This is a genomic window from Embleya australiensis (assembly GCF_051903075.1).
Taxonomy (GTDB): Bacteria; Actinomycetota; Actinomycetes; order Streptomycetales; family Streptomycetaceae; genus Embleya.
Genome location: NZ_CP182422.1, coordinates 6,566,992 through 6,590,938 on the forward strand (window position 1 = coordinate 6,566,992; position 23,947 = coordinate 6,590,938).

Sequence of the window (23,947 nt, forward strand, 5' to 3'; positions counted from 1 at the left end):
CCGGGCGGCGGACGCCATGACTAGCCTTACGTAACCGTCCTGATGATCGGGGCGGCGTCCCTCACACAGGTAAGGATTCGCCGATGGGTTTGAGGAGTCTGCTGCGCAACGTCTTTCGTTCGCGGGCGTCCCGCGAGACGGCGGAGACACCCCGGGCGACGGACGCGGTCGTGGAGCCGGCGGCACGCCCCGCACCGGAGCCGGCCACGGCGGTCGAGGCGAGCACGGCAGCGGAGGCGAACCACACGACGGACGCGCCGACCACGCCGGAGCCGGAGTTCGTCCCGGAACCACCGGCCCTGACGAAACCGGCGCCGGAACCCGAGCCCGTGCGGGTCCCCGAGCCCGAGTCGGTGCGGGTACACGTACCCGAGCCCGAGCCCGTCGTGGCCGAGCCCGTGGTCATCCCCGAGTCCCGGGCGGAGTCGGTCGCCGCCGAGCCCGCCCCGGTGTCGATTCCCGTACCGGCACAGTCGATCACCACCCGTGACGAGGCGGAGCCGACCGAGGCCGAGGTGGTCGTCACGCCGACCGCCGAGGTCGAGTCCCCGGCCGCGACGCCCGCCGCGCCCGCCGCCGAGACCGAGCCGACCCCGGCCGCGACGCCCACCGCGGTCGCCCCCGTCCCGTCCGCCCGCGCCGAGGAGCCCGCGCCCGCGACCTCGGGCCGCGCCGAGGCCGCCGCGGCGGCCGTGGCCAAGTGCGGCCTCACCGGCCGCAGCGTCGTGGTCTACCTCGTCCTGGACCGCTCCGGTTCGATGCGCTCCTACTACAAGGACGGCACCGTCCAGCACCTGGCCGACCAGACCCTGGCGCTGTCCGGGCAACTGGGCGAGGCCGTCGTCCCGATGGTGTTCTTCTCCACCGACATCGACGGCGTCGCCGACCTCGACCCCGGCAACCACGTGGGCCGGATCGAGGAACTGCACGGCTCCTACGGGCACATGGGCCGGACCAACTACCACTGGGCGATCGCCCGGGTGGTCGAGCACTACCGCGCGTCCGGCAGCACCGACCCGGCCCTGGTGATCTTCCAGACCGACGGCGCGCCGACGAGCCGGCCGGCCGCCGCGAAGGCGCTGTGCGACGCGGCCGGGCTGCCGATCTTCTGGCAGTTCCTCGGCTTCGGCGACCCCGAGTCCAAGGGCTTCGACTTCCTGCGCAAGCTGGACGAACTCACCGTGCCGGAGCAGCGTGTGGTGGACAACGCGGGCTTCTTCCACGCCGGGCAGGATCCGCGGACGCTCGGCGACGCGGAGCTGTACGACCAACTCCTCCTGGAATTCCCGGAATGGCTGAACGAGGCGATCACGGCCGGCGTCCTGGCCGCGGACCCGGTGGACGCGCTGGTCTAGCCGCGTCTGCGCCGGGCGTATCCCCGAGCACGCCCGACGGTCGGCCGAACGGTCGGCCGTCGGGCGTTTTTGATGGCCCGTCAGGAGCCGGAGCGCGCCGTCACGCGGGGCTTCCGGAGCCGTCGGCAGCCTCCAGGGCCCGTACGGCCCGAGCGATGTCGTCCTCCGTCGCCCCCGACAGCACGACCTCCACATCGCCCCGGCGCACCACGATGTCGGGGCCGCCCGCGCCCGTGATCGGTGCGCGCGAGCGGCGCCAGCCGGCGATCGCCACCAGCAGGCCGGACAGGCCGATGCCGTTGCTCAGCACGACGTTGACCACGTCGAGGGTGGCGCCCATGGTGTCGGTCGTGTCGTCCTCGGCGTAGCTGGTCACGGCGCCGCCACGGAGATCGGGGTCCATCGCCAACCACCGCTGCAACGCCGCTACTTCGATGCCTTCGTCGCCGACCACGCGCACCTGCACGAGCACTTGCCGCCACCCTTCGGGAACCGCCGGGAGCCCGCGCGCACGGCGGGCCGACCTGCCCGGCCATGATGCCGGCATCGATTCGCACCCGGCCGCGGGCCGGCGCCGAGCTTTATTCGGCGGCCGGTTCGGGCTCGGGAAGCACCGCGAACGCCTCGATCTCCAGGAGCAGATCCGGCCGGACCAGGGCCGCGACCTGCATCGCCGAACTCGCCGGCAGCCGCTCCGGATCGATGTACGCATCCCGGGCCGCCCGAACGGCCGGCAGGTCGGCGATGTCGGTGAGGAAGTAGGTCAGTTTGATCACGTCGTCGAAGGTCGCGCCCACCGCCGCCAGGCAGCGGCGCAGGTTCTCGAACACCTGTCGGGCCTGCGCGCCCGGGTCGTCCTTGCCGACCAGGTCGCCGTGTTCGTCCAGGGCGATCTGTCCGGAGACCGCGACCACTCGGCCGGTGCCGATGACCACGTTGGTGTACCCCCGGCCCGGTGCGACGCCCTCGGGCGCGGGGATACGGGTGAGCCGCTGCGATGTCGTCATGCGTCCCATCCTCACCCGCCGCGCCGTGCACCCGCCACGCGCCCCGGCGTGCGCGCCCTATGCCTGCCGGTGAAGATCGTCAATCCTGTGCCGCTCCGGTTTCACCTGATCGAGGGAGAACCGGCGTGACGAAGGCCCGTTCGACCGCGCGTGACCCTACGGTGTGCCCTGGCGAAAGGGGCGCATCGATGTCACAACCCTTCGAACTCCCGGAGTTCTACGTGCCGTATCCGGCACGACTGAATCCGCATCTCGACGGCGCGCGCGTGCACTCCAAGGCGTGGGCCCGCAGGATGCGGATGATCGAGGGCTCGAACATCTGGGACGAGCACGACTTCGACTCGCACGACTACGCGCTGCTGTGCGCGTACACCCATCCCGACTGCGGCGGCCCGCAGCTCGACCTGGTCACCGACTGGTACGTCTGGGTCTTCTTCTTCGACGACCACTTCCTGGACGTGTTCAAGCGCACCCACGACACGGCCGGTGCCAAGACATACCTGGAGCGGCTGCGCGCGTTCATGCCGGTCGACCCGGGCACGCCGATCCCCGAGCCGATCAACCAGGTCGAGGAGGGCCTGGCCGATCTGTGGGCGCGGACCGTGCCGAGCATGTCGCCGGCCTGGCGCGAGCGGTTCGCCGCGAGCACGCAGGCGCTGCTCGAGGAGTCGCTGTGGGAACTGGCCAACATCAACGAGGGACGGGTGGCCAACCCGGTCGAATACATCGAGATGCGCCGCAAGGTGGGCGGCGCGCCGTGGTCGGCCAACCTGGTGGAATACGCCGCGAACGCCGAGGTGCCCGCCGTGATCGCCGCGAGCCGGCCGATGCGGGTGCTCAAGGACACCTTCGCCGACGCCGTGCACCTGCGCAACGACCTGTTCTCGTATCAGCGCGAGGTGGAGAACGAGGGCGAGAACGCCAACGCCGTCCTGGTCTTCGAGAAGTTCCTCGACTGCGCCACCCAGGAGGCGGCCGACTCGGTCAACGAACTGCTCACCTCGCGCCTGCACCAGTTCGAGCACACCACCTTCACCGAACTCCCACCGCTGTTCGCCGAATACGGCCTGGACCCGCAGTCCCGCATCGATGTGATGGCCTACGTCAAGGGCCTCCAGGACTGGCAGTCCGGCGGCCACGAGTGGCACATGCGCTCCAGCCGGTACATGAACGGCGCCACCGAGGTGGGCGGCACCCCCACGGTCCCCGGGGTGCTGGCCGGCCCGCAGGGCATCGGCACCTCGGCGGCGCGCCTGGTGCCGGGCCTGGTGGCCGGACTGAACAGCGGCCTGCGCGGCTATACGCACGTACCGTTCCAGCCGGTCGCGCCGTACGAGATCCCGGACTTCCACATCCCGTTCGAGGCGCGCCTGAACCCGCACCTGGACGGCGCCCGGGACAACCTCGTCGAGTGGAGTCGGCGCACCGGCATCCTCGACGAGGGCATCTGGGACGAGCGGGCACTGCGCGACTTCGATCTGGCGCTGTGTGCGGCGGGCATCGCGCCGGCCGCCTCACCGGAGCAACTCGACCTCGGTGCCCAGTGGTTGGCGTGGGGGACCTACGGCGACGACTACTACCCGATCGTCTTCGGACGCTCGGGCGACCAGGCCCGCGCCAAGGCCTACACCGAACGGCTGAAGACCCTGATGCCGGTCGACGGCGAGGCCGCGCCCGCGCCGACGGACGCGCTCGAGCGCGCCCTGGCCGACCTGTGGTCACGCACGGCGGGCCCGATGCCGCTCGCGTCGCGACGCAGGTTCCGATGCACCGTCGACGACATGCTGGACAGTTGGTTGTGGGAGTTGGCCAACACCGCGCAGAACCGCATCCCGGATCCGGTCGACTACATCGAGATGCGTCGGCTCACGTTCGGCGCCGACCTGACCAAGAGCCTGTCCCGGCTGACGCATGGCGACGTGGTGCCCGAACAGGCCTACCGCTCACGGGCGGTGCGGGCGATGGAGAACTCGGCGGCCGACTTCGGCTGGATGATCAACGACGTGTTCTCCTACCGCAAGGAGATCGAGGTCGAGGGGGAGCTGCACAACCTGCTCCTGGTCGTGCAGAACTTCTTCGGCTGCGACTTCGACCACGCGTTGACCATCGTCAACGACCTGATGACCTCTCGGATGCGCGAGTTCGAGCGGGTGGTGGCGACCGAACTCCCCGCCATGTACCGGGACCTGGAGTTGAGTTCGGCGGCCAGGGAAGCGCTGGACGGCTACGCCGTGGCGCTCGGCGACTGGAACGCGGCGATCCTGAAGTGGCATCGGGAGTGCAAGCGCTATGCCGACCCCAGGCCGCTGGTGCCGTTCCCGTGGCAGGTCGGGACGGGGTTGCCGACCGCGCCGCGGCCGGGTATCGGCGCGATCGCACAGGGCGTGCGGTCGGGCGCGGCCCGGGCGCCGGTCGAACCGGCCGCGGTACCCCGGTTGGGCTACGGGCCCAAGGGGCTGGGCACTTCGGCCGCCCGACCGGTCTTCCGCGTCGGGGTCACGGTGCACTGACCCCGACGCGATCGATCACATCTCACCCGCCGGCCGCGCCGGCCGGTGCCCGACCGGCACCGGCCGGCACCGGAACGCCGAGGAGGTGGTCGACGAGCGCGAGCAGTACGTCGCGCCCCGACCCGCGCGTACGCACGTCGCACGGCACGATCGGCACCTCGGGGTCGAGGTCGAGCGCGTCGCGGACCTCGTCGACGGTGTACTCCACCGCCTCGTCGAAGCGGTTGATCGCGACCACGAAGGGGATGCCGCGCCGCTCGAAGAAGTCGATGCTGCCGAAACCGGCCTCCAGGCGGCGGGTGTCCACCAGCACGATCGCGCCCAGCGCGCCGATCGCCAGGTCGTGCCACAACGACCAGAACCGCTCCTGTCCGGGCGCGCCGAACAGGTACAGCACCAGTTCCTCGGACAGCGTGATGCGGCCGAAGTCGAGCGCGACCGTGGTGCGCGACTTGGCCTCGATGCCGACGGTGTCGTCCACGCCGACACCGACCTCGGTCATCATCTCCTCGGTGTGCAGCGGCGGAACCTCGCTGACCGTGCCGACCAGCGTGGTCTTGCCGACCCCGAATCCGCCCGCGATCAGGATCTTGACCGCCGCCGCGCGCTCGGGCAGTCGGTCAGAGCCGAAGGAGACCATCACGTACCTTTTTCAGCAGGGCGGTATCGGGGGTGCGGGCCAGGGCCAGCGGGGCGCGCACGGTCACCAGGCCGTCGCGGAGCAGGTCGTCGACGAGCACCTTGGTGATGCTCACCGGCAGATCGATCAGGGCCGCCACCTCGGCGACGGCCTGCGGTTCCCGGCACAGCTCCAGGATCCGCTGATGCTCGGGTTGGCGGCCGCGCCCGTCGCGGGGCTTGCGCCGCGGCCCCGGGGACGACTCGTCGGACCCGGGGGCCCGGACCGCGGGCTCGTCCGGGTCGACCGTGGTCACCAGGGTGATCAGGGTCAGGTCCGCGTCGCGGACCGCCTTGGTCCGCCCCCGGGTGAGCGTGTACGGGCGCACCACCGGGCTCGCGTCCTCGTCCCAGGACTGATCCCACCCGGATCTCACGCTCGACCGCCGGTTCGCGTGCCGCCCTCGTCACCGCGTGGTCGGGTGCCGAGGTATTCACCGACCTTCTTCACCAACATGTTCATCTCGAACGCGACCACGCCCACGTCCGCGCTCTGTTCGGCCAGCACGGCCAGATGCGCGCCGGTGCCCGCGGCGGTGAGGAAGAGGAAGGCGTCGTCCATCTCGACCAGCGTCTGGCGCACCGAACCCCCCGCGAAACCCCGGCCGATGCTGCGGGCCAGGCTCTGCAGGCCGGCCGCGGCGGCGGCCAACTGCTCGGCGTCGTCGCGCGGGATGGTCTCGGACCGGCTCATCAGCAGGCCGTCCTCGGACAGCACGATCGCGTGCCGCGTCTGGTGGACGCGCTTGACCAGGTCGGTCAACAACCAGTCCAGGCGGCTGTCGGTCGCGGTGGTGGCCATGCCGCCGGCGAGATCGTGCGTGTTCGTCATGACGGTTCCCCAGGGTGCGTGGTGCTTCCGGCGGCGGGGCGCGCGCCCGGAGCGGGCTCGGTCCCGGTTCCGGGTTCGGTCGCGATCGCGGACTCGTCGTCGGCCGCGGTCGGTTCGGATGCCTCGCGCGCACGTTGGCTCGCGAATCGGAACGAGGACAAGGTAGCCGCAGCTTCCCGCGGTGAGGAGGGCTTCGTCTCGGTTCGGGTCCCTCCCTCGCTCGTGGTGGCGGTCTCGGTACGCAGTGGCATCGGCAGGTTGCGCTGGCGCACCCGGCGGGGCAGCGCGCGGCGGCCGTCGGGGGTGGTCTCCTCGACGGCGGGCGCGGTCGCGGGTGCGGTCGCCGCGCGTGCGTGCCTCGGAGACGGAGCCGGGGTCGAGACCGGCTCCGGGGCGGCGACCGGGCCGGGGTCGGTGCCCGTCGGCGCGGTCGGGCGTACCGACACGTCGGGTTCGGCGGGCGCGGGCTCGGCGTGTTCGGCCGGCATCGGTACCCGGTCCAGTGAGCGCACCACCGGCTCGGGGTGCGGCCGGCCCGGCGACTCCGGTACGGAATCGGGGCCTTCGTCCGCCTCGTGCGTCGAGGCCGAATCCGGCACCGAAGCCGGTTGTACCGCCGCCCCGATCGCCGTCGCCGACTCGAACGGCCCCGCCGCGCGGTCCGCTTCGTCGGGGACGCCGCCCTCGCGGGTGATCAGCTCGTCGGGCAGGAACACGATGGCCAGCGTGCCGCCGTACGGCGACGGACGCAACGTCACGCCGACGCCCAACCGGTCCGCCAGCTGCGCGACCACGAACAGGCCCATCCGCACGTCGTCGGCGAGCGCGATCACGTCGAACGTGGTCGGCACCGCCAACTGCCGGTTGGCCGCCTCGTATTCCGTCTCGGCCATGCCCAGGCCGCGGTCCTCGATCTCGATGACCAACCCCTTGGCCACCGCCGCCGCGCGCACATGCACCGGCGTGTCCGGCGGCGAGAACATCGTGGCGTTCTCCACGAGTTCGGCCAGCAGGTGGATCACCCCGCCGACGGCCGGCCCGGACAGCAGCACATCCGGATCCGAGTACACCTCGACCCGGTGATAGTCCTCCACCTCGCCGACCGCGCCGCGCACCACGTCCACGATGCGGACCGGGCGGCTCCAGCGTCGGCCCGGTCGGTTGCCGGTGAGCACCACGAGGTTCTCCTCGTATCGCCGCAGTCGGGTGGCCAGATGGTCGATGGTGAACAACTCGCGCAGCAGCTCCGGGTCCTGGTGCCGGCGCTCCATCGTGTCCAACTCGCCGATCTGACGGTTCACCAGCGATTGGGTGCGCAACGCCGTGTTGACGAAGACCTTCGCGAAACCCTCGCGCTGTCGGGCCAGTTGCACCGCGCCGTCCAGCGCCGCGCGCTGCGCGGCGTTGAACGCGGAGGCGACCTGGCCGATCTCGTCCCGACCCGCCTCCACCTCCGGCGCCTCGACCGCGAGGTCGACCCGCTCGCCGCGTTGCAGCCGCTCGATGACCATCGGCAGTCGCTGTGTGCCCAGTTCCACCGTCGCGTCGCGCAGCAGGAACAACCGCCGCCGCACCGCCCGGGTGATCCGCCAGCACAACACGCCGCCGAGCACCACGAAGGCGAGGCCGATCGCGCTGAGCAGGTACACCTGGTTCCAGGTGTCCGAGGTGGCGTCGTCGCCGGCCGCGAACACCTGGTCCACACGGGCGAAGTCGAAGGCCGAGGCCGGCTCGGCGAGTCGGTCGAGCACGCTGCGCCAGCTGGCCAGTTCGGCCGGGATCGGGATACCGCTGCCGGTGGCGCGCGCCTCACGCGGCGCGTCGACGGTCGCGATGATCGCGTTCTCCATCGAGACCAGGTCGTGCCAGGCCGGTGTCTGGGTCAGCGCCAGATAGCCGGCCCGTGACGCCGGCGGCAGGAAGGGCTCGATCTCGTCGTCGATCGAGTGCCGCCGCACACCCACGTTCTGTACGAACGCGGCGTAGTCCGGCTGGCTCAGCCGCCCGGCGGGCAACGAGAACGACACCAGCGTGTCCTCTTGCGCCAGCGCCTCCCCGGCGCGGAACTGGATGACGAGGAACTGCCCGGCGTAGGTGACGTCGGTGTCGGAGGTCTCGGCCAACGCCTGGACCACCGAGATCTGATCGGCGATCTGGCTCGTATAGAACTTGATCCAGCGGTCCCGGCCGATCGCGCCGATGGCATCCACCTGGCGGCGCGCGTCGGGGAGTTGCGCCAACTCCGCGGCCACCTCGCGGGCGCGGCGCACCGCGTTGCCCGGGGTCTCGCGCGCGCCGCTCTTGGCGAAGGCGACGAACTGCTTCACGGCCTCGTCGGTCTTGACCCGCTGCCCGCGCAGCGCGTCGGCCGCGGCGGGCGTGGGCTTGCCCATCCAGGCCGCGGTCAGCCGCCGTTCGGCCTGGAGCGAGATCATCGTGTTGTAGCTGGGCGTGCCCGCCCGTTCGGCCACGGAGACCTCGTTGTCCAAACCGCTCGCGTGATCCGCGAGCCGATAGGTCGCGATCGCCCACAGGGCGACCATCGACACCAGCGGCACCACGGTCAGCAGGACCAGCAGGGTCCGAATGGTGAAGGTCCGACGCGGCCGCGAGCGAGCCGCCCCGGTCCGGTCGGCCCGAGGGGCGCGCATCAGTTTTCTCATCGACTCTCCCGCAAGGGCAACCGGGCCCGAAATTGCGGTTGCCGCGACCCGGCCGAAGGTACCGGTGAGGCACCCGACACAATCCACGCAGTGTGCGTGGGGAACTTCCTACCCGTGCGTCACATACAGCGCACAAGCGGCGGGCGGCGGAGCGAATTCCGTACATAGGTTACCGAACGCGCATTCGGCGCTACCCAAAGGAGTGGGTACGGCATGCACACGGTGGGTGGGATCGGCCGGCAGATCGCGTACTGGCGCACGCGCAGGGGCCTGACCCAGGCCGAATTCGCGCGTCTGATGGGCCGATCGGTGCGCTGGGTCGAGGACGTGGAGGCCGGCCACCGGCAGGCCGACCCACGGCTGTCGGTACTCGCCCGGGCAGCGGTGGTCCTGCGCATCGGGATCGACCGCCTGCTGCCTCCCGAGCCGAACCGGGAGGGCGTCGACCACGATCCGCTCGCGGCGGTCCGGGTCGCGCTGCGCCGGGCGGACCTCGCGCCGACCACGGGCGCTCCCGTCGAGCCGCCCGATCTCGCGGTGATGCGGCGGGAGTTGGCGTACGGCTGGACCGCGTACGCCGCGGCCGACTACCTGTGCCTGGACCGGGTGGTGCCGCCGATGCTGGTCGGGACCGGGGCCGCGGCGGTGGGAGAGGCGGCGGATCCGCTCGCGACGATGGTGGTGCGCGCCGGCGCGCTGACCCTGGCGGCCGCCGCGGCGCAGGTCTTCGGCGACGCCGATCTGGCCTGGCGCGCCGCCGACCGGGCGGTCACCGCGGCCGGGCGCAGCGGCGACGCGGTGGTGCTCGCGCGCGCGGCCGATCGGTTGACCGCGGCCATGGTGGGGCACGAAGGGGCCGGGGCCGCCGCCGAGTTCGCCCTGGAGGTGGGGGCGGATCTGGCCGCCGCGTTGGGCCCGCGCGGCGCGGCCGGGCGGGCGGCGCTGCGTACCCTGCGGCTGGGCGCCGCGTTGGCCACCGCGCGGCTCGGCGACCGTTCGGGCACGCGCGACCTCCTGGACGCGGCGGAGCGGATCGATCCCGGCGCGATCCAGGTGCCGCTGTGCCGGGTCACCGCGCAGGTGCTGCTCGGCGAGTACGGGCGGGCCGTCGACGGTCGGCTGGACCCGGCCGCGCTCGCCGTGCTGCCGCGCGGCAGGCAGGCCCGGCACCTGATCGACCTCGCCCGGGCCCTGGCCGCGTTGGGCCGGCGCGGCGAGGCGGTCACCGCGCTGCTGGACGCCGAGGTCACGGCGGCCCAGGAGATCCGCTGCCGGCCGATCAACCGGACCTTCGTCCAGGAGATCCTGCGCCTGGACTCGTCGGTGGACGGCGACGAGGCCCGATTGCGCGCGCTGGCCGCACGCTGTACGGGACAGGGGTCGACCCGGTCGGAGCGGGCATGGATCATGTAGGAGTGGTCCGGGTTGCCGGGCCGCCGATCCACTCCTCGGGAGCCGCCGTGATCACCGTCTTTCTCGTCACCGACCTGCTCCTCGTCGTAGGTGCGCTGATCGTCTTCCTCAATCTGCGCGATCGTGCGCGCACCCGGACCGCGACGCACGACGGTCTGCGCATCGAGCGGGACAACACGATGCGCGCCGAAGCCGCCGGCGGCGTGCTCGGCGTGCACACCAACCACGGTTCCTGGCCGGGCGTCTAGCTTCCGTCCGACGGAACGGCGGGGCGCGGGGCGCGTGGCGCGTGCGTGGGCCGAACCCCTGGTCGCGCCGAGCGGTGACCCGGCGCCGACGTCGGTCCCCGGCGGGCATGGGAGGCTGTGCGCCATGGGTCTGTTCACGGTGGACGAGGCACGCGCGGAGTTGGCCCGGCTGATGCCGGTACTCGACGAACTGATCGCGGTCCGCGCGGACGCGGCGGAGTTGGCCGCGGCGCTGGAGCCGGGCGGGACCCGTACCGAACTGGGCGGTTTGCCGGAGCTGAAGGGCATGCAGGCGCGGCTCGACGACCTGATGACCCGGATCCAGCAGACCGGCGCGGAACTCAAGGGCTTCGCGCCGCTGCTCGTCGACTTCCCCGCCGACCTGGACGGTGTACCGGTGTTGTTGTGCTGGTTGGAGGGGGACCGGGAACTGGGCTGGTACCACCGCACCGACCTGGGCTTCGCGGGCCGGCGTCCGCTGCCGTAGTGCGGCGCTCGGGTAGGGGAATCAGGCCGACAAGAGCGTCGAATCGGGCGAATGTCACCGGTGGCGCGTAGCGTTTCCCACCTGGGAATCGCTGCCTGGAGGTCATCGTGACGAAGTCCGTCCTGCTTGCCGTCGGCACTCGCAAGGGTCTGTGGATCGGTCGCTCGCACGGCGCCGAGCCCTGGGAGTTCACCGGGCCGCACCATCCGATGACCGGCGTCTACTCGGTCGCGATCGATACGCGGGGGTCGGCGCCCCGGGTGATGGCGGGCGTGGTGAACGAGCACTTCGGCCCGGTCGTGGTCACCAGCGACGACCTCGGCGCGACGTGGCGTGAGCCGGATCTGGGGCGGGTCGGTTTCCCGGCGGACGCCGGCGCGTCGGTCGAGCGGGTGTGGCAACTGGTGCCGGGGGCGAGTTCCGAGCCCGATGTGGTCTACGCCGGCGTGGAGCCGTCCGCGCTGTTCCGCTCCGCCGACGGTGGGCGCTCCTTCGAACTGGTCCGCGCGTTGTGGGACCACCCGCACCGTCCGCACTGGGGGGCCGGATTCGGCGGTCAGGCGATCCACACCGTGCTGCCGCACCCCACCGACCCGCGCCGGATCGTGGTGGCGATGTCCACCGGCGGGGTCTACGTCACCGAGGACGGCGGGGCCGGTTGGCATCCGTCCAACACCGGGATCCGCGTCACCTTCCAGCCGGACGAGTATCCGGAATACGGCCAGTGTGTCCACAAGGTGGCCCGGCATCCGGAGCGGCCCGACCGGCTGTTCCTGCAGAACCACCACGGGGTCTACCGCAGCGACGACGCGGGCGCGACGTGGCAGTCGATCGCCGAGGGCCTGCCCGCCGACTTCGGCTTCACGATCGTGGTGCACCCGCGCCGACCGGACACCGTGTATGTGGTCCCGCTCACCGCCGACGCGATGCGCTTCCCGATCGACGGGCGCTGTCGGGTCTATCGCAGCGACGACGCCGGCGAGACGTGGACCGCGTTGTCCGACGGCCTGCCCGACGGGTTCTGGACGGCGGTCCTGCGCGACGCGATGTGCGCCGACGACGCCGACGTCACCAGCCTGTACTTCGGCTCGCGCAGCGGCGAGATCTACCGGGGGCACCACGGCGGCGACCACTGGGAGCGCATCGCCCAGCATTTGCCCGACGTCCTGTCGTTGCGCGCCGCGGTGGTGTAGCGGCGGTGTGATCGCCGCGCGCTGGCGCTCGCGCTCTGTGACGGCGGGGTTCGCACACGTTCACGCGCCCGCAACCCGGCCTTGGCACTGCGCTCACGTCGGGCTGAGAGGGTCGGGACGTCCGCGCTCCACGCAGCGAATCGTGCGTCGAAACGAGTCCGTGTGTCCAGCGTTCTGCCCGCCGCCGTGTTGTTCGACATGGACGGCACCCTCGTCGACACCGAGCAGTTGTGGTGGGAGGCGGTCGAGGACGTGGCGGGCCGGGTCGGCTACGCGCTGGGACCGACCGACACGGCCGACGTGGTGGGCCACGCCATCGGACACACCGCGACCTACCTGCACGCGGTGGTGCCCGAGGGGCCGTGCGTCCACGAGTTGTCCGACGCGTTGGACGCGGCGTTCACCGACCGGGTACGGGGTCGGATCGAGCCGCTGCCGGGCGTCGTGGCGCTGCTGGACGCGCTGGCCGAGGCCGAGGTGCCGCTGGCCATCGTGTCCGCGTCGCCGCGGCACGTGGTGGACCTGGTGCGGGACGCGTTGGGGTCGGCGCGTTTCGCGGTCACCGTCGCGGCGGAGGACGTCGCGCGGACCAAGCCCGACCCCGCCCCTTATCTGGCCGCGGCGACCGCGCTCGGGGTCGAGCCGAGCGCGTGCGTCGCGGTCGAGGACACGGTGGTCGGCGTCACGTCGGCGGAAGCGGCCGGCTGTGCGGTGGTCGCGGTGCGCACGACCGCCCCGATCCACCCCGCACCCGGCCGCCGCGTGGTCGCCTCGCTCGCGGCGGTCGACCTGACCGACCTGCGCCCGGCGGCGCTCGCGAGGGCGTGAGGGCGCGCCCCCGGCGCGACCACGACGACCTCAAACGCCGGCCGGGCTTGATCTTGAACGAGTGAGGGCCTTCCGGGTTCGGTGTGGATTGCGACATCTCCACCGAACGATCAGAAGGCCCTCACGCCCCACCGTAATGCACCGCTGACCGAGACCGGACGCCTGCGCCTGGCTCGTTGCGTCGTCGACGACCGATGGCCGCTGCGACGGGCCGCGGAACGCTTCCAGGTGTCGGTCCCCACGGCCGCCCGATGGGCCGCCCGCTACCGCGAGTCCGGCGAGGCCGGGATGGTCGACCGCTCCTCCAGGCCGCACCGCAGCCCGCGCCGCACCCCGACCCGCACCGAACGCCGCATCGTCAAGGTCCGCGTCCTGCGCCGTTGGGGCCCGGCGCGGATCGCGTACCTCCTCGGGCTGAACCCGGCGACCGTCCACCGCGTCCTGACCCGCTATGGCCTCGCCCGCCTGGCCCACCTCGACCGGGCGACCGGACGGGTGATCCGCCGCTACGAACACGCGGCCCCCGGCGACCTGGTCCACGTCGACATCAAGAAGCTCGGCAACATCCCCGACGGCGGCGGCCACAAGACGCTCGGCCGCGCCGCCGGACGCAAGACCCGCTCCGGCGCCGGATATGCCTACCTCCACAACGCCGTCGACGACCACTCCCGCCTCGCCTACACCGAAATCCTCACCGACGAGAAGAAGGAGACCGCCGTCGCCTTCCGGGCCAGGGCACACGCCTACTTCGCCTCGTGCGGCATCACCGTCCGACGGGTCCTGACCGACAACGGCTCCTGCTACAAATCGCACGACTGGCGCAACGCCCTTGCGGGACAAGAGATTTCACACAAGCACAAGCGTCCGTATCGACCGCAGACCAACGGGTGAATACAGCTAGGCCGTGTTTCAGAAGTGATCTTCAGTCGCCAACGAAGATGAGATAGCGGTGTGGCTTGTGTTCGAGCTGTTCGGCGAGGGCAAGCACTTCGGCTGCGGCATCGGCCTCGGGTACCGAGGCGCTGTTGATCAGCGCCTCCAACTCAGGGACCAAGAGCCGCATCTGTGACTTGTTGAACCAAGTGTCGTCATAGGGGTCGACGTAGCCGAGCATCGGCAAGGCCAAAGTCTCGGCTCGCCGGCACAGGTCGCCGATCGCCGGGTGGGTGCAGATTGCCAGGGTCTCGCCGGTATAGGTCCGCACGTTCACGCTGATCGGCATGGCATCACCGTAGTGTCCGCCACGACGTACAGCGACTTCGTTTCCCGAGCACGCTGGTGGGTCACAGCCACTCGTTGATGACCGCGATGGTGACCGTGGCCTCGTAGCGGACGGCAAGTTTGTCGTATCTCGTGGCCACCGCTCGGTGGCGCTTGAGACGATTGATCCCGCACTCGACAGCGTGGCGCTCGCGGTAGTCGGCCTTGTCGAACTTCGGTGGCCGCCGTGGGCGCCCAGCTTCCTGCGGTTGCGGATCTCCGGGATCGTGCAGCAGATTCCTCGTTTGCGCAGGTAGTGGCGATTGGCCCGGGGCCCGTAGGCCTTGTCGGCCCGCACCCGATCCGGTCGACAGCGTGGCCTGCCGACGCCTACGCGGGGCACCCGGATGCGCTCCAAGACCTGCTGGAACTGGGGACTGTCGTGCCGCCGGCCGGCGGTGACCAGGAAGGACAGCGGCTTCTGTCCATGCTCGACCGCCAAGTGCACCTTCGTGGTCAGTCCACCGCGTGAGCGCCCGAGTCCGTGGTCGGCGGGCTCGTCTACGACTCCGCCTGGTTTGTCCCGCTGCAGATCCCCTTTTTGCGGGCACCGGCCGCGTGCTGATGCGCTCGCACGATCGTGGAGTCCACGCTCACATCCCAGGTGATCAGGCCCTTCGCGTCGGTCTCAGTCTGCAGCCGGGTGACGATCCGGCTCCAGGTGCCGTCGCGCTGCCAACGGCGGAAGAGGCCGTAGACGGTCTCCCACTCGCCGTAGCGTGCGGGAACGTCGCGTCAGGGGGCGCCGGTTCGAGTCCGCCGGCGTATGCCGTCAATCAGCTGCCGCTTGGACCAGATCGGAGGCCGACCCGGCTTCTTGCCCACCGGCAACAACGGCGCCAGTCTGGTCCATTGCTCGCTCGTCAGATCTCCACGCCCCACGAGTGGATCATGGCAGACCTTGATCCACCTATGAAACAGACCCTAGTTGGCCTCAAACGCCGGCCGGGCTGTTTCGCCTCAAACGCCGGCGGGGCTGATTTGGCCGGGCTGATTGGGGCCTCGGTGCGGCGATGTCGGCGGCGTTCGGCGAGTTCTTTTGGGGTCATGAGGTAAGGCCCTACGACCGTTGCCGAATCCTGCGTCGGTGGGGTGTCGGCTGCGGGGGTGGGCGGTACGAAGTCTCGCCATGCGGGGTGTGCCCGGGGCTTGGGCCTGGTCGGTCGGTTCGGTTCGGCGGGCCGAGGGGGCTTGTCTGTTGGCTTCGGCGGGGTGGGCGATCGGCGCAGCCTTTCGAAGACGGCGGCGATAAAGCGGGTCACGCGGCAACTCCTACAAGCTGTCGGCCGAACTTTATTCGTGGGTCACCGTGTGAGTAGCGAGGTCCACCGGGCGGCCTGGTCGGGTAGGTCGCGGGCGTGTGCCTCGGCGGTTGCGCCGGTGACGAATGCTCTGATGCCCGCGTTGGATGCGGCCCGCCATGCCGGGAACTGTCGCAACCACGTGTGTGCCGAATCCGGTGTGTGTTCGGACCACAGCAACAACATGTAGACGTAGGCGAGTTCCGACCACGCGGGTCCGATGGCGGACATGCCCCAGTCCACGAAGCAGGTTTGTGTGCCGTTTCCGTGGTCTCCGACGATCACGTTCCACGGGTTCAGATCGGTGTGCAGCAGGTGTGTTCCGCTGAGCAGCGAACGTTCGCCCGGGGTGAGGTATTCGGCCCATCGGTCGGCGAGCGGCGGCAGTTCGAGCCCGTGTGGCGCGCGGATACGGCCCGCTCGACTCAGGGCGTACGCGAAGGAGCACAGGTCCTTCCCGTGGGGGGCCAGGTCGGCATGCCGTCCGGCCACGTGGGTGAACAGGAGCACGTCCCAGCCGGGAGGCGAGAGGTGGCCGAGCAGGGTCGGCGCCACGCGACCACCGACCGACGGAGCCGCCAGTGCTTCCCGCCGCTGGTGGGTGACGGCTTTGCCGTTCGTGGTCGGCGTGCCCTTGACGAACACCCTTCGCCCCGGCGCCCGAAGCACGGCCGCGAACGGCGATGTCAGCCCATCGGGGAGCGGTTCCGCCTCGCGCACCGCACCCGTGACCGACTCGATTTCCACGCGGACCGGTTCGGGCAGTTCGCCCCACGTCCAGCGGCGTTCCATGCGTTGCCTTTCGCGTCGGTCACGGGTCGGTGCCGCCTACTTCTGCTTGCGGACCGCCGGGCACTTCCTGCACCTGTCCTCGCCGGACCAGTGCCACCACTCGTGTTCACACCCGGCGGTACCGCCGGTGATCTCGTATTCCTCGTCGCGTGCCATGTGCCCTACCTCTCGTGTCGGTAGTGCTCGGATGGTGCGGACCCCGCCCGCCGCTCTTCCCCCGGCAGCCGGACAGGACGAACGCGGGAGTCAACGCGGCGGCGGCTTGACCCGATACAACTCGGAGCCCTTCAGCACATACGGCATGCCGCCGGGCGGAAGCACCATGACGACCTGGTCGTCCGCGAGCCCCGCGCGGTCCTCTGCCCGTTCGACCCGCCCGGCGGGGCAGGCGTCGTGGCCGTGCCCGGGCAGCGAGGCGACCCATTCACCGAGCGCATACCTCAGTGGCAAGGGCCGCTCACGCGACGGCAGTTCACGCGCCGTGACAACCCGGACGGCCTCCCCGTCCGCCCGGACGACGAACCCCGCTTCGCGCCTCACGGCCCCCGCCCGCAGGGGACGGGCCGAACAGTCAGGCGCGGATACCGGGCCCGAACCCGGCGGATGATCCACCCCCGAATGGTGTACTGATCCGGGCTCAACGTCCGCAGCACACCGGGCGGTTGCGTCGACTTCGCCATGCCACTCCCGTCGGGACCAAGCGCCCCGGCGCCGGGACCACGCGCGGTCGAGACCGACGCCGGGGCAGTTCAAGACGCGACGAAACAGCCGCTCGGCAGGACGCGGCAATCCCACGATCACCAGTGAGTATCGACATTGTCGCACTACGTAGTCAGCACTTGTAGCTCCACTAGGTGCAAGTGCATCACCTTGTAGGGCGACATGGGCTAGGTTTCCCCTCGTTGGCGACTGCACCTGATGACGGGCAGACTGGCCGGTGCCACGCCCACCTGGGGCACGTCGAAGAAGGGGGACGGGTGGCGGTCAACAAGAATCCGACCGTGCGGCAGCGGAGACTTGCACGGACGCTGAAGCAGTACCGAGTGGCTGCCGGAATGACGCTCGTGCAAGCGGCGGAAGTTCTGGCCTGTTCGGATGCCAAGGTGAGCCGGATCGAGAGTGCGCAATCGGGTGTGCGAGTTGTTGATCTCCGGTTGCTCCTGGACGCGTACAACGTCAAGGACTCAGCGCACCGTGCCCACTTGGAGGACTTGGCACGCAATGGACGGCGTCGTGGATGGTGGGACCAATATGAACTCACGCATACGCACGCGGAATACATCGCTTTGGAATCCGATGCTTCCGATCAGTACAGCATCGAAACGATACTGATTCCGGGACTCCTGCAAAGCGAGGACTACACCCGAGCCGTGGTGGAGATTCAACGGCCCGATGTCGCACCGGATCGCATCGACCTGTTGACGAAGGTTCGGCAGGAACGAGTATCGGTTCTGACTCGACGCGATCCGCTCAGAGTGTGGTCCGTGATCTCTGAATCGGCCTTGCGGCACGTGGTCGGCGGTCGCGCGGTCATGCGCGCGCAGTTGGAACACCTCGCTGACATGGCGCGTATGCCGAATGTGCATGTGCAGATTCTGCGTGAGGACGCTGCCATGCACGCCGCAGTGATCGGGTCGTTCCAGATGCTGCGCTTCCTGGACCCACCCGAAACGGATGTGGCCTACGTGGACAGCCTGAGCGGCACGCTGTACATCGAGGATCCGTCGGAAGTCGCGATCTACGAAGAGCAGTTCCGGACGCTTTCGGCAGCGGCGGCTTCCTACGTCGAGTCCATGCAGATAATCAAGTATCACGCAGAGATGAGTACGAAATGAACGCCGACGTTCGTTCCTTGCAGTGGCGCACATCGTCCTACAGCGCCACCAACGCCGAATGTGTCGAGGTTGCGCCGTTCGATTGCGCGATAACCGTTGTTCGTGACAGCAAGGATCCCGGCCGGGGGTACATCAGCGTGCCGCCCGGGGCCTGGCGGGCGTTGTTGGATGCCACGGTGAGTGGTTGAAGCGTCCCGGGACGCGACGTGCCCCGACTTGATGGAGAGCCGCCGTCGAGTCGGGGCATCGTTACGCGCGACGCGTCGCGTGGTTGCTTGGCTTGCCTCGGGTGGGTCGTGTGGGGTCGGGTGGGCTATGGGGCTTCGGTGGGGTTGTTCAGGGCGTTGATCATGCTTCGCAAGCTGCGGAATGCGGCTGATTGTTCCTGCTCGGTCATGCCGGTCAGCATTTTGAGTTCGACGGAGCGCACCGCCGTGGTCGCCTTTTCCAGGCTTTGGCGGCCTCGGGGGGTGAGTCTCGCGGGGAGGGCCTTGCCGACGGGGGCCTCCGCCGGCCTGGTGACGTAGCCGTCTCGTTCCAGGGCCTGGAGCAGGACGTTCATCGTCTGGCGGGTCACGAACGCGCCGCGTGCGAGTTCGGAGTTGGACAGGCCCGGGCGTTGGGCCAGCAGTTCGAGGCAGGAGTAGTGCGTCACGCTCATCCCGAGGGGGCGCAGTACCTCCTCCATGGCCGTGCGCAGGGCGCTCGAAGCCTCTTTCAGCAGGTAGCCCAGGGATGTGTCCAGGTCGACGCCCGCTCCGCTTTGACTCATGTCAGGATTCTGACATACCTTGGTGCGTGTCAGGAATCTGACATGCAACGAAGGAGTATCGCCATGCCCGCCACCGGCCCCGACTTCATCTCGCTCCAGGTGCGTGACCTCGACGTTTCGCAGGCCTTCTACGAGCACTACCTCGGCCTCGTCCGCTCGCCGGCCGGACCTCCGCACGCCGTCGTCTTCGAGACCAAGCCGATCGCGTTCGCCCTGCGCGACATCGTGCCCGGTACCGATCTCGCGTCCGCCGCCCGGCCCGGCATCGGTGCCGCGATCTGGCTGCACGCCACCGACGTCCAGGCCATCCACGACGCCCTCGTCGCCGACGGTCGCCCCATCGTCGCCGCGCCGATCGACGGCCCCTTCGGGCGGACGTTCACCTTCGCCGACCCCGACGGCTACCACGTCACCCTCCACGACCGCACCTGACAAGGCGCCGACGCCCCGACCCGACGGCGGGCGGCCGACGAGTCGGGGCAGCGGGGGTCGGGCTCGGTCAGAGCTGTGCGCAGAGGCGGTCGATTTCGGCGATCTCCGCCTCGGTCAGGTCGGGTTGACCGACCGCGGACAGGTTTTGCTCCAACTGCCGCACGCTGCTTGCTCCGACGATGACCGAAACCACCCTCGGGTCGCGCAGGATCCAGGTGAGGGCGAGCTGGGCCAGGGTCTGGCCGCGGTCGCCGGCGAGCTTGTTCAGCGCGCGCAGCAGGGTCACGCGCTCCTCGGTGAGGGCGTCCTCGGTGAGGAAGTGGCCCACCGCCATCCGCGAGTCGGCCGGCACGCCGTTCAGGTAGCGGTCCGTCAACAGGCCCTGGGCCAACGGGGAATACGCGATCAGCGCGGTCCCGGTCTCGCCGACCGCGTCCAGCACGCCCCGCTCCGGCTCGCGGTCCAGGATCGAGTACGCCGACTGGTTGAGCAGTACCGGAGTGCCGAGGTCGCGCAGGATCCGCACGGCCCGGCGGTGCTCCTCCGGACCGTAGTTGGAAATGCCGGCGTACAGCGCGCGCCCGGACCGAACGGCCGTGTCCAGCGCGCCCATCGTCTCTTCCAACGGGGTGTCCGGGTCGTAGCGGTGCGAGTAGAAGACATCGACGTAGTCGAGCCCCATCCGACCCAGCGACTGGTCCAGGCTGGCCAGCAGGTACTTGCGCGAACCGCCGTTGCCGTACGGCCCGGGCCACATGTCCCAGCCGGCCTTGGAGGCGATGAACAGCTCGTCGCGATAGGGCCGGAAGTCGGCCCGGAAGTGCACCCCGAAGTTGGCCTCGGCCGACCCGTACGGCGGCCCGTAGTTGTTCGCCAGGTCGAAGTGCGTCACCCCGAGGTCGAAGGCGCGTCGCAACACCGCGCGCTGGACCTCCATGGGCTGGGTGTCCCCGAAGTTGTGCCACAACCCGAGCGACACCGCGGGCAACTCGACCCCGCTGCGTCCGGCACGGCGATAGCGCATGGATTGGTAACGGTTCTCGGCGGCAGAGTGGATCATTTCCCCATCTTGGCCCTCGACCGCCACCCTTGACACCCCCGGATGTCCCTCCTAGGGTCCAGAGCATTCTTTGGCAGGAACAGACGAAGACCACCTGTCGGTGGCTTCGCTGTGCCCTCCTACGCGTTAGCGCTCGCGTGTCACCGACCGGTCCTTTTTTCCGAGGACGGGAACATGGCACAGCAGCCGAGCGTCAGAGGCGTCAAGGACGTCGTCGCGCTCATCGACCGGCAGGGGACCATCTCCGGCCGGTCCCGGGTCATCTGGTTCCTCGTGTTCGGGGGACTCTTCCTCGACGCGTACTCCAACGCCGCACTGGGCGCCGGGCTCGCCCCGATGACGAAGCAGATGGACCTGAGCAGCACCCAGGTCTCCATCCTCACCGCCACCGCACCCGCGCTGGCCATCCTGTTCAACCCCATCGGCGGCTGGCTGGCCACCCGGATCGGCCGGGTGCCCCCGCTGCTGCTGGCCAAGCTGTTCGCGCTGGCCGGCGCGGTGATCGCGGCCACCGCCGACGACTTCCTCGTGGTGTGGATCGGCCGAGTCCTGGTCGGCGTGGCCTACGGCGTCGACTTCGCGGTGGCGATGGCGCTGCTCGCCGAATACACGCCCAAGTCGCTGCGCGGCCGGCTCAACCTGTGGCAGGGCATCTGGTACATCGCCACCACCGGCAACCTGCTGCTCACCCTGATCTGCTTCAAGTTCGACGTCGGCGCCGACATCTGGCGCTGGTCGGTCGGCTCGGCCGGGGTGATCGCGCTGGCCCTGTTCCTGCTCCAGTGGGCGTTCCTGGTGGAAAGCCCCACCTGGCTGGCCACGAAGGGCCGGCTGGAGGACGCGGTCCGCAACCTGCGCCGCATCTACGGCATCGAGGCGGTCGCCGCCGCCCCCACCGTCGCCGGCGCCGTGCCGGACAAGGCGGACGCCGAGGAGGCGCCGCCGAACGTGGGGATCAAGCAGGCCGGGATCCTGTTCCGCGGCTCGTACCTGCCGCGCACCCTGCTGTCCTCGGCGATCTCGCTCGGCCAGTCCATGCAGTACTTCGCCGTCGGCTGGTATCTGCCGGTGATCAGCCTGGCCATCTTCGGCAACAGCTTCGAGAAGGCCACCATCGGCTCGATGGTGTTCAACGCCTTCGGCATCGTCGGCGGCCTGCTCTCCGCGTACTTCGCCCGCCGGCTCGGCCTGCGGATCAGCTCGGCGATCGGCTTCGGCGGCGTGTTCGTGATGCTGCTCGGCATGGGGCTGACGTTCGACCGGGTGCCGACCTGGATCGCGTTCATCCTCCCGGCGCTGTTCATCTTCTGTCACTCCGCCGGTCCCGGCGCCAACGGCAAGTCGATCGCCGCGCTGTCCTACCGCAGCGAGGTGCGCACCCTGGGCACCGGCGTGACCGGGATGATCGGCAGCTTCGGCAGCGTGGCCGGGCTGTACCTGTTCCCGCAGATCAAGGACGGCATCGGGCTGGACAAGACCTTCATGGTCCTGGCCGTCGTCCCGCTGCTCGGCCTGCTCACCTGCCTGGCGATCCGGTGGGACCCGACCCGGGCCGTCTCGCCCGACGAGGACCCGAACGTGCCGATCATCGCCGCGCCGTCGGCCGGGCCCGCGAACCCCGCGCTGGTCACCCGCTGAAGTCGGTCCGTTACGCGAGACTCGCATTCGGATCAAGCGGATCAAGCGGATCAAGCGGAGATATCGCACCGAAAGGGCTGTGATGACGAAGACGTTGCACCACCCCGGCCGGCGCCTGGGCATCCTGTCCGTGGACGAGGGCACCACCGGGACCCGCGCCGGAGTCGTGCAGGACTCCGGGGCGGTCACCCACCTGGCGTATCGCACGATCGCGGTGGACCACCCCGACGAGGACTCGGTCGAGCAGGACCCGATGGAGATCTGGTCCGCCACCCTCGACGTGTGCCGCGAGGCCCTGGCCGGGGCCCGTGCCGACGGCGTGGAGATCGTCGCGCTCGCGCTGTCCACGCAGCGGGCCACCGCCATGTTGTGGGACCGGCGCACCGGCCTGCCGCTGGTGCCGGCGTGTGTGTGGCAGGACCGGCGCTACGCCCGGGACCTGCTCGGCTACGAGGCCGAGTGGGACGAGCGGCTGCTCGCCCGGCTCGGCCGCCCGGTGGGCAGCAGGGCGCCGTTCCACTGGGCCGCGCGGCAGATCGCCGAGCGGCCCGAGGTGGCCGAGGCGTACAAGGCCGGCACGCTCGTGTTCGGCACCGTGGACACCTGGCTGGCCTGGCGTTTCACCGGCGGGGCCGCGCACGCGGTCTCGGCGAGCAACGCCGGCTCGATCGGCGCCTACCTGCTGCGCGAACACGCTTGGGACCGCGAGTGGATCGAGCACCTGGGCTACCCGCTCGAACTGCTCCCGGACCTGTTCGCCGACGACGACCTCGGCTACGGCCGCACCGACCCCGAACTGCTCGGCGTGGAACTGCCGTTGGCGGCGGTGATGGGCGACCAGCACGCGGCGCTGATCGCGCTGGGCGGACTGGCCGCCGGCCAGGGGATGTGCATGTACGGCACCGGCACCTTCGTGGACGCGGCCACCGGCCGCACCCCCGCGATGCCGATCCCGGGCATCGCCGGGGTGCTTGCCCAGCCCGGTTGGCGCCAGGGCGACACCACGCACTTCAGCCTGGAGGCGTACTGCTCGACCACCGGGTCCGCGCTGCGTTGGTTGTGCGACGACCTGGGCCTGTTCGCCTCGCCGGCGGAGATCGGCGAACTCGCCGCGAGCGTCTCCGGCGCGGGCCCGCGCGAGTGGTTCGTGCCCGCGCTGGCCGGGATCCGCACTCCCGAGTGGCGGCCCGAGGCACGGGCCGCGCTCGGCGGGCTGACCCTGGCCACCACCCGGGCCGACGTCGCCCGGGCCGTACTGGACGGGATCGCGCACTCCGTGTGCGACCTGATCGACGGCGTCGCCGCCACCATGCAGGCCCCGTTCGCCCGCCTTCGGGTGGGCGGCGGGGTGGCCGGCAGCGACACCCTCATGCAGATCCAGGCCGACCTGGTCGGCCTGCCGATCGAGCGCGCCGCCGACTCGGCCACCGCCAGCCTGCGCGGCACCGCCTACCTGGCGGGCGTACGCGAGGGCCTGTGGTCCTCGCTCGACGAGGTGGTCGAGGCCCAACCGCGCGGCCGGATCTTCGAACCGACCACCACCCCCGACCGGCGCGCCGCACAGCGCGCCGCCTGGCGAAGCGTGCTCGCCGGCTACCCCGCCTGAGCCGAACCGCCCGTACGACCCGGCGGCGCGAACCGTG

General features: G+C 70.5%; 23 protein-coding genes and 2 pseudogenes. 13 read left to right on the forward strand and 12 right to left on the reverse strand.

Translation table 11 applies throughout. The features are described from left to right. The first annotated feature begins 83 nt into the window (after positions 1-83). A complete protein-coding gene (locus tag ACMXN5_RS28230) occupies positions 84-1,355 on the forward strand; it encodes a VWA domain-containing protein (protein ID WP_439677596.1) in 1,272 nt (423 codons plus the stop codon). A gap of 100 nt (positions 1,356-1,455) precedes the next feature. Here the strand turns inward: ACMXN5_RS28230 and ACMXN5_RS28235 are convergent, their stop codons facing one another. Together ACMXN5_RS28235 and ACMXN5_RS28240 are read right to left on the reverse strand one after the other, a co-directional pair. Beyond that, a complete protein-coding gene (locus ACMXN5_RS28235) occupies positions 1,456-1,827 on the reverse strand; it encodes an effector-associated constant component EACC1 (RefSeq protein ID WP_439677597.1) in 372 nt (123 codons plus the stop codon). A 109-nt stretch (positions 1,828-1,936) separates the two neighbouring features. Next, positions 1,937-2,362: a RidA family protein gene (locus ACMXN5_RS28240; RefSeq protein ID WP_439677598.1), complete on the reverse strand. Its 426-nt coding sequence runs from the start codon at positions 2,360-2,362 to the stop codon at positions 1,937-1,939. Between the two features lie 188 nt (positions 2,363-2,550). Here ACMXN5_RS28240 and ACMXN5_RS28245 point away from each other — a divergent pair, with 188 nt between their 5' ends. Continuing rightward, on the forward strand, positions 2,551-4,872 hold the full coding sequence (locus tag ACMXN5_RS28245; protein ID WP_439677599.1) for a terpene synthase family protein: 2,322 nt from the start codon (positions 2,551-2,553) through the stop codon (positions 4,870-4,872). Positions 4,873-4,894: 22 nt separating this feature from the next. Here the strand turns inward: ACMXN5_RS28245 and ACMXN5_RS28250 are convergent, their stop codons facing one another. Genes ACMXN5_RS28250 through ACMXN5_RS28265 form a run of 4 tightly spaced genes read right to left on the reverse strand, consistent with a single transcriptional unit; the run spans position 4,895 to position 9,045 of the window. After that, positions 4,895-5,512 (reverse strand): GTP-binding protein, encoded by a 618-nt coding sequence (locus tag ACMXN5_RS28250; RefSeq protein WP_126643058.1) that lies wholly within the window; start codon positions 5,510-5,512, stop codon positions 4,895-4,897. Beyond that, positions 5,493-5,927, reverse strand: coding sequence for a DUF742 domain-containing protein (locus tag ACMXN5_RS28255; RefSeq protein ID WP_439677600.1), 435 nt, complete (start codon positions 5,925-5,927; stop codon positions 5,493-5,495). Before ACMXN5_RS28255 ends, ACMXN5_RS28250 begins: the two co-directional genes overlap by 20 nt. Next, positions 5,924-6,382, reverse strand: coding sequence for a roadblock/LC7 domain-containing protein (locus ACMXN5_RS28260; RefSeq protein WP_078974301.1), 459 nt, complete (start codon positions 6,380-6,382; stop codon positions 5,924-5,926). Before ACMXN5_RS28260 ends, ACMXN5_RS28255 begins: the two co-directional genes overlap by 4 nt. Beyond that, complete coding sequence (locus tag ACMXN5_RS28265) at positions 6,379-9,045, reverse strand: nitrate- and nitrite sensing domain-containing protein (RefSeq protein ID WP_439677601.1); 2,667 nt, start codon at positions 9,043-9,045, stop codon at positions 6,379-6,381. The genes ACMXN5_RS28260 and ACMXN5_RS28265 overlap by 4 nt, the downstream gene beginning before the upstream one ends. Before the next feature lie 213 nt (positions 9,046-9,258). Between ACMXN5_RS28265 and ACMXN5_RS28270 the strand changes: the two genes are divergently transcribed. From ACMXN5_RS28270 to ACMXN5_RS28295, 6 genes and pseudogenes are all read left to right on the forward strand, one after another. Further along, complete coding sequence (locus ACMXN5_RS28270; RefSeq protein ID WP_439677602.1) at positions 9,259-10,458, forward strand: helix-turn-helix domain-containing protein; 1,200 nt, start codon at positions 9,259-9,261, stop codon at positions 10,456-10,458. Then, entirely contained in the window at positions 10,446-10,706 is a 261-nt protein-coding gene (locus ACMXN5_RS28275) for a hypothetical protein (RefSeq protein ID WP_439677603.1), read from the forward strand. The genes ACMXN5_RS28270 and ACMXN5_RS28275 overlap by 13 nt, the downstream gene beginning before the upstream one ends. Before the next feature lie 124 nt (positions 10,707-10,830). Next, positions 10,831-11,193 carry a DUF2203 domain-containing protein gene (locus ACMXN5_RS28280; protein WP_439677604.1) on the forward strand — a complete coding sequence of 121 codons (363 nt, stop codon included), beginning with the start codon at positions 10,831-10,833 and terminating at the stop codon, positions 11,191-11,193. 107 nt (positions 11,194-11,300) lie between these two features. Continuing rightward, positions 11,301-12,386, forward strand: a complete 1,086-nt coding sequence (locus ACMXN5_RS28285) for a WD40/YVTN/BNR-like repeat-containing protein (RefSeq protein ID WP_439677605.1) — start codon at positions 11,301-11,303, stop codon at positions 12,384-12,386. A 162-nt stretch (positions 12,387-12,548) separates the two neighbouring features. After that, positions 12,549-13,214 carry an HAD family hydrolase gene (locus tag ACMXN5_RS28290; protein ID WP_439677606.1) on the forward strand — a complete coding sequence of 222 codons (666 nt, stop codon included), beginning with the start codon at positions 12,549-12,551 and terminating at the stop codon, positions 13,212-13,214. 87 nt (positions 13,215-13,301) lie between these two features. After that, positions 13,302-14,102, forward strand: a pseudogene (locus tag ACMXN5_RS28295) (IS481 family transposase); the annotation flags it as partial. A gap of 34 nt (positions 14,103-14,136) precedes the next feature. On the opposite strand, the gene ACMXN5_RS28300 reads toward ACMXN5_RS28295, so the two are convergent. The 4 genes and pseudogenes from ACMXN5_RS28300 to ACMXN5_RS28315 all read right to left on the reverse strand — a co-directional run bounded on the left by ACMXN5_RS28300 (position 14,137) and on the right by ACMXN5_RS28315 (position 17,017). Further along, on the reverse strand, positions 14,137-14,436 hold the full coding sequence (locus ACMXN5_RS28300; RefSeq protein WP_439677607.1) for a hypothetical protein: 300 nt from the start codon (positions 14,434-14,436) through the stop codon (positions 14,137-14,139). Between the two features lie 61 nt (positions 14,437-14,497). Beyond that, a pseudogene (locus ACMXN5_RS28305) lies at positions 14,498-15,356 on the reverse strand (IS5 family transposase). A gap of 422 nt (positions 15,357-15,778) precedes the next feature. Beyond that, positions 15,779-16,567, reverse strand: coding sequence for a phosphotransferase (locus ACMXN5_RS28310; protein WP_439677608.1), 789 nt, complete (start codon positions 16,565-16,567; stop codon positions 15,779-15,781). A 246-nt stretch (positions 16,568-16,813) separates the two neighbouring features. After that, positions 16,814-17,017 carry a hypothetical protein gene (locus ACMXN5_RS28315; RefSeq protein WP_439677609.1) on the reverse strand — a complete coding sequence of 68 codons (204 nt, stop codon included), beginning with the start codon at positions 17,015-17,017 and terminating at the stop codon, positions 16,814-16,816. A gap of 527 nt (positions 17,018-17,544) precedes the next feature. Between ACMXN5_RS28315 and ACMXN5_RS28320 the strand changes: the two genes are divergently transcribed. Together ACMXN5_RS28320 and ACMXN5_RS28325 are read left to right on the forward strand one after the other, a co-directional pair. Beyond that, complete coding sequence (locus ACMXN5_RS28320) at positions 17,545-18,402, forward strand: helix-turn-helix domain-containing protein (RefSeq protein ID WP_439677610.1); 858 nt, start codon at positions 17,545-17,547, stop codon at positions 18,400-18,402. Next, entirely contained in the window at positions 18,399-18,590 is a 192-nt protein-coding gene (locus ACMXN5_RS28325) for a DUF397 domain-containing protein (protein ID WP_439677611.1), read from the forward strand. Before ACMXN5_RS28320 ends, ACMXN5_RS28325 begins: the two co-directional genes overlap by 4 nt. Positions 18,591-18,715: 125 nt before the next feature. Here ACMXN5_RS28325 and ACMXN5_RS28330 read toward each other — a convergent pair whose 3' ends face one another. Further along, positions 18,716-19,174 (reverse strand): MarR family winged helix-turn-helix transcriptional regulator, encoded by a 459-nt coding sequence (locus ACMXN5_RS28330; protein WP_439677612.1) that lies wholly within the window; start codon positions 19,172-19,174, stop codon positions 18,716-18,718. 63 nt (positions 19,175-19,237) lie between these two features. On the opposite strand from ACMXN5_RS28330, the gene ACMXN5_RS28335 reads away from it, so the two are divergent. Further along, positions 19,238-19,606 (forward strand): VOC family protein, encoded by a 369-nt coding sequence (locus ACMXN5_RS28335; protein WP_439677613.1) that lies wholly within the window; start codon positions 19,238-19,240, stop codon positions 19,604-19,606. 67 nt (positions 19,607-19,673) lie between these two features. On the opposite strand, the gene ACMXN5_RS28340 is transcribed toward ACMXN5_RS28335, so the two are convergent. Beyond that, positions 19,674-20,666, reverse strand: coding sequence for an aldo/keto reductase (locus ACMXN5_RS28340; protein ID WP_439677614.1), 993 nt, complete (start codon positions 20,664-20,666; stop codon positions 19,674-19,676). A gap of 174 nt (positions 20,667-20,840) precedes the next feature. Between ACMXN5_RS28340 and ACMXN5_RS28345 the strand changes: the two genes are divergently transcribed. After that, positions 20,841-22,304, forward strand: coding sequence for an MFS transporter (locus ACMXN5_RS28345; protein ID WP_439677615.1), 1,464 nt, complete (start codon positions 20,841-20,843; stop codon positions 22,302-22,304). A gap of 82 nt (positions 22,305-22,386) precedes the next feature. Beyond that, positions 22,387-23,910, forward strand: a complete 1,524-nt coding sequence (locus tag ACMXN5_RS28350) for an FGGY family carbohydrate kinase (protein ID WP_395790701.1) — start codon at positions 22,387-22,389, stop codon at positions 23,908-23,910. The last annotated feature ends 37 nt before the right edge of the window (positions 23,911-23,947 follow it).

What these genes read in the sequence shown, in the direction of transcription:
- ACMXN5_RS28230 (WP_439677596.1), top strand. Translation starts at nt 84, where the DNA reads ATGGGTTTGAGGAGTCTGCTGCGCAACGTCTTTCGTTCGCGGGCGTCC.
- ACMXN5_RS28240 (WP_439677598.1), bottom strand. Translation starts at nt 2,362, where the DNA reads ATGACGACATCGCAGCGGCTCACCCGTATCCCCGCGCCCGAGGGCGTC.
- ACMXN5_RS28245 (WP_439677599.1), top strand. Translation starts at nt 2,551, where the DNA reads ATGTCACAACCCTTCGAACTCCCGGAGTTCTACGTGCCGTATCCGGCA.
- ACMXN5_RS28250 (WP_126643058.1), bottom strand. Translation starts at nt 5,512, where the DNA reads ATGGTCTCCTTCGGCTCTGACCGACTGCCCGAGCGCGCGGCGGCGGTC.
- ACMXN5_RS28260 (WP_078974301.1), bottom strand. Translation starts at nt 6,382, where the DNA reads ATGACGAACACGCACGATCTCGCCGGCGGCATGGCCACCACCGCGACC.
- ACMXN5_RS28265 (WP_439677601.1), bottom strand. Translation starts at nt 9,045, where the DNA reads ATGAGAAAACTGATGCGCGCCCCTCGGGCCGACCGGACCGGGGCGGCT.
- ACMXN5_RS28270 (WP_439677602.1), top strand. Translation starts at nt 9,259, where the DNA reads ATGCACACGGTGGGTGGGATCGGCCGGCAGATCGCGTACTGGCGCACG.
- ACMXN5_RS28275 (WP_439677603.1), top strand. Translation starts at nt 10,446, where the DNA reads ATGGATCATGTAGGAGTGGTCCGGGTTGCCGGGCCGCCGATCCACTCC.
- ACMXN5_RS28280 (WP_439677604.1), top strand. Translation starts at nt 10,831, where the DNA reads ATGGGTCTGTTCACGGTGGACGAGGCACGCGCGGAGTTGGCCCGGCTG.
- ACMXN5_RS28300 (WP_439677607.1), bottom strand. Translation starts at nt 14,436, where the DNA reads ATGCCGATCAGCGTGAACGTGCGGACCTATACCGGCGAGACCCTGGCA.
- ACMXN5_RS28310 (WP_439677608.1), bottom strand. Translation starts at nt 16,567, where the DNA reads ATGGAACGCCGCTGGACGTGGGGCGAACTGCCCGAACCGGTCCGCGTG.
- ACMXN5_RS28325 (WP_439677611.1), top strand. Translation starts at nt 18,399, where the DNA reads ATGAACGCCGACGTTCGTTCCTTGCAGTGGCGCACATCGTCCTACAGC.
- ACMXN5_RS28330 (WP_439677612.1), bottom strand. Translation starts at nt 19,174, where the DNA reads ATGAGTCAAAGCGGAGCGGGCGTCGACCTGGACACATCCCTGGGCTAC.
- ACMXN5_RS28335 (WP_439677613.1), top strand. Translation starts at nt 19,238, where the DNA reads ATGCCCGCCACCGGCCCCGACTTCATCTCGCTCCAGGTGCGTGACCTC.
- ACMXN5_RS28340 (WP_439677614.1), bottom strand. Translation starts at nt 20,666, where the DNA reads ATGATCCACTCTGCCGCCGAGAACCGTTACCAATCCATGCGCTATCGC.
- ACMXN5_RS28345 (WP_439677615.1), top strand. Translation starts at nt 20,841, where the DNA reads ATGGCACAGCAGCCGAGCGTCAGAGGCGTCAAGGACGTCGTCGCGCTC.
- ACMXN5_RS28350 (WP_395790701.1), top strand. Translation starts at nt 22,387, where the DNA reads ATGACGAAGACGTTGCACCACCCCGGCCGGCGCCTGGGCATCCTGTCC.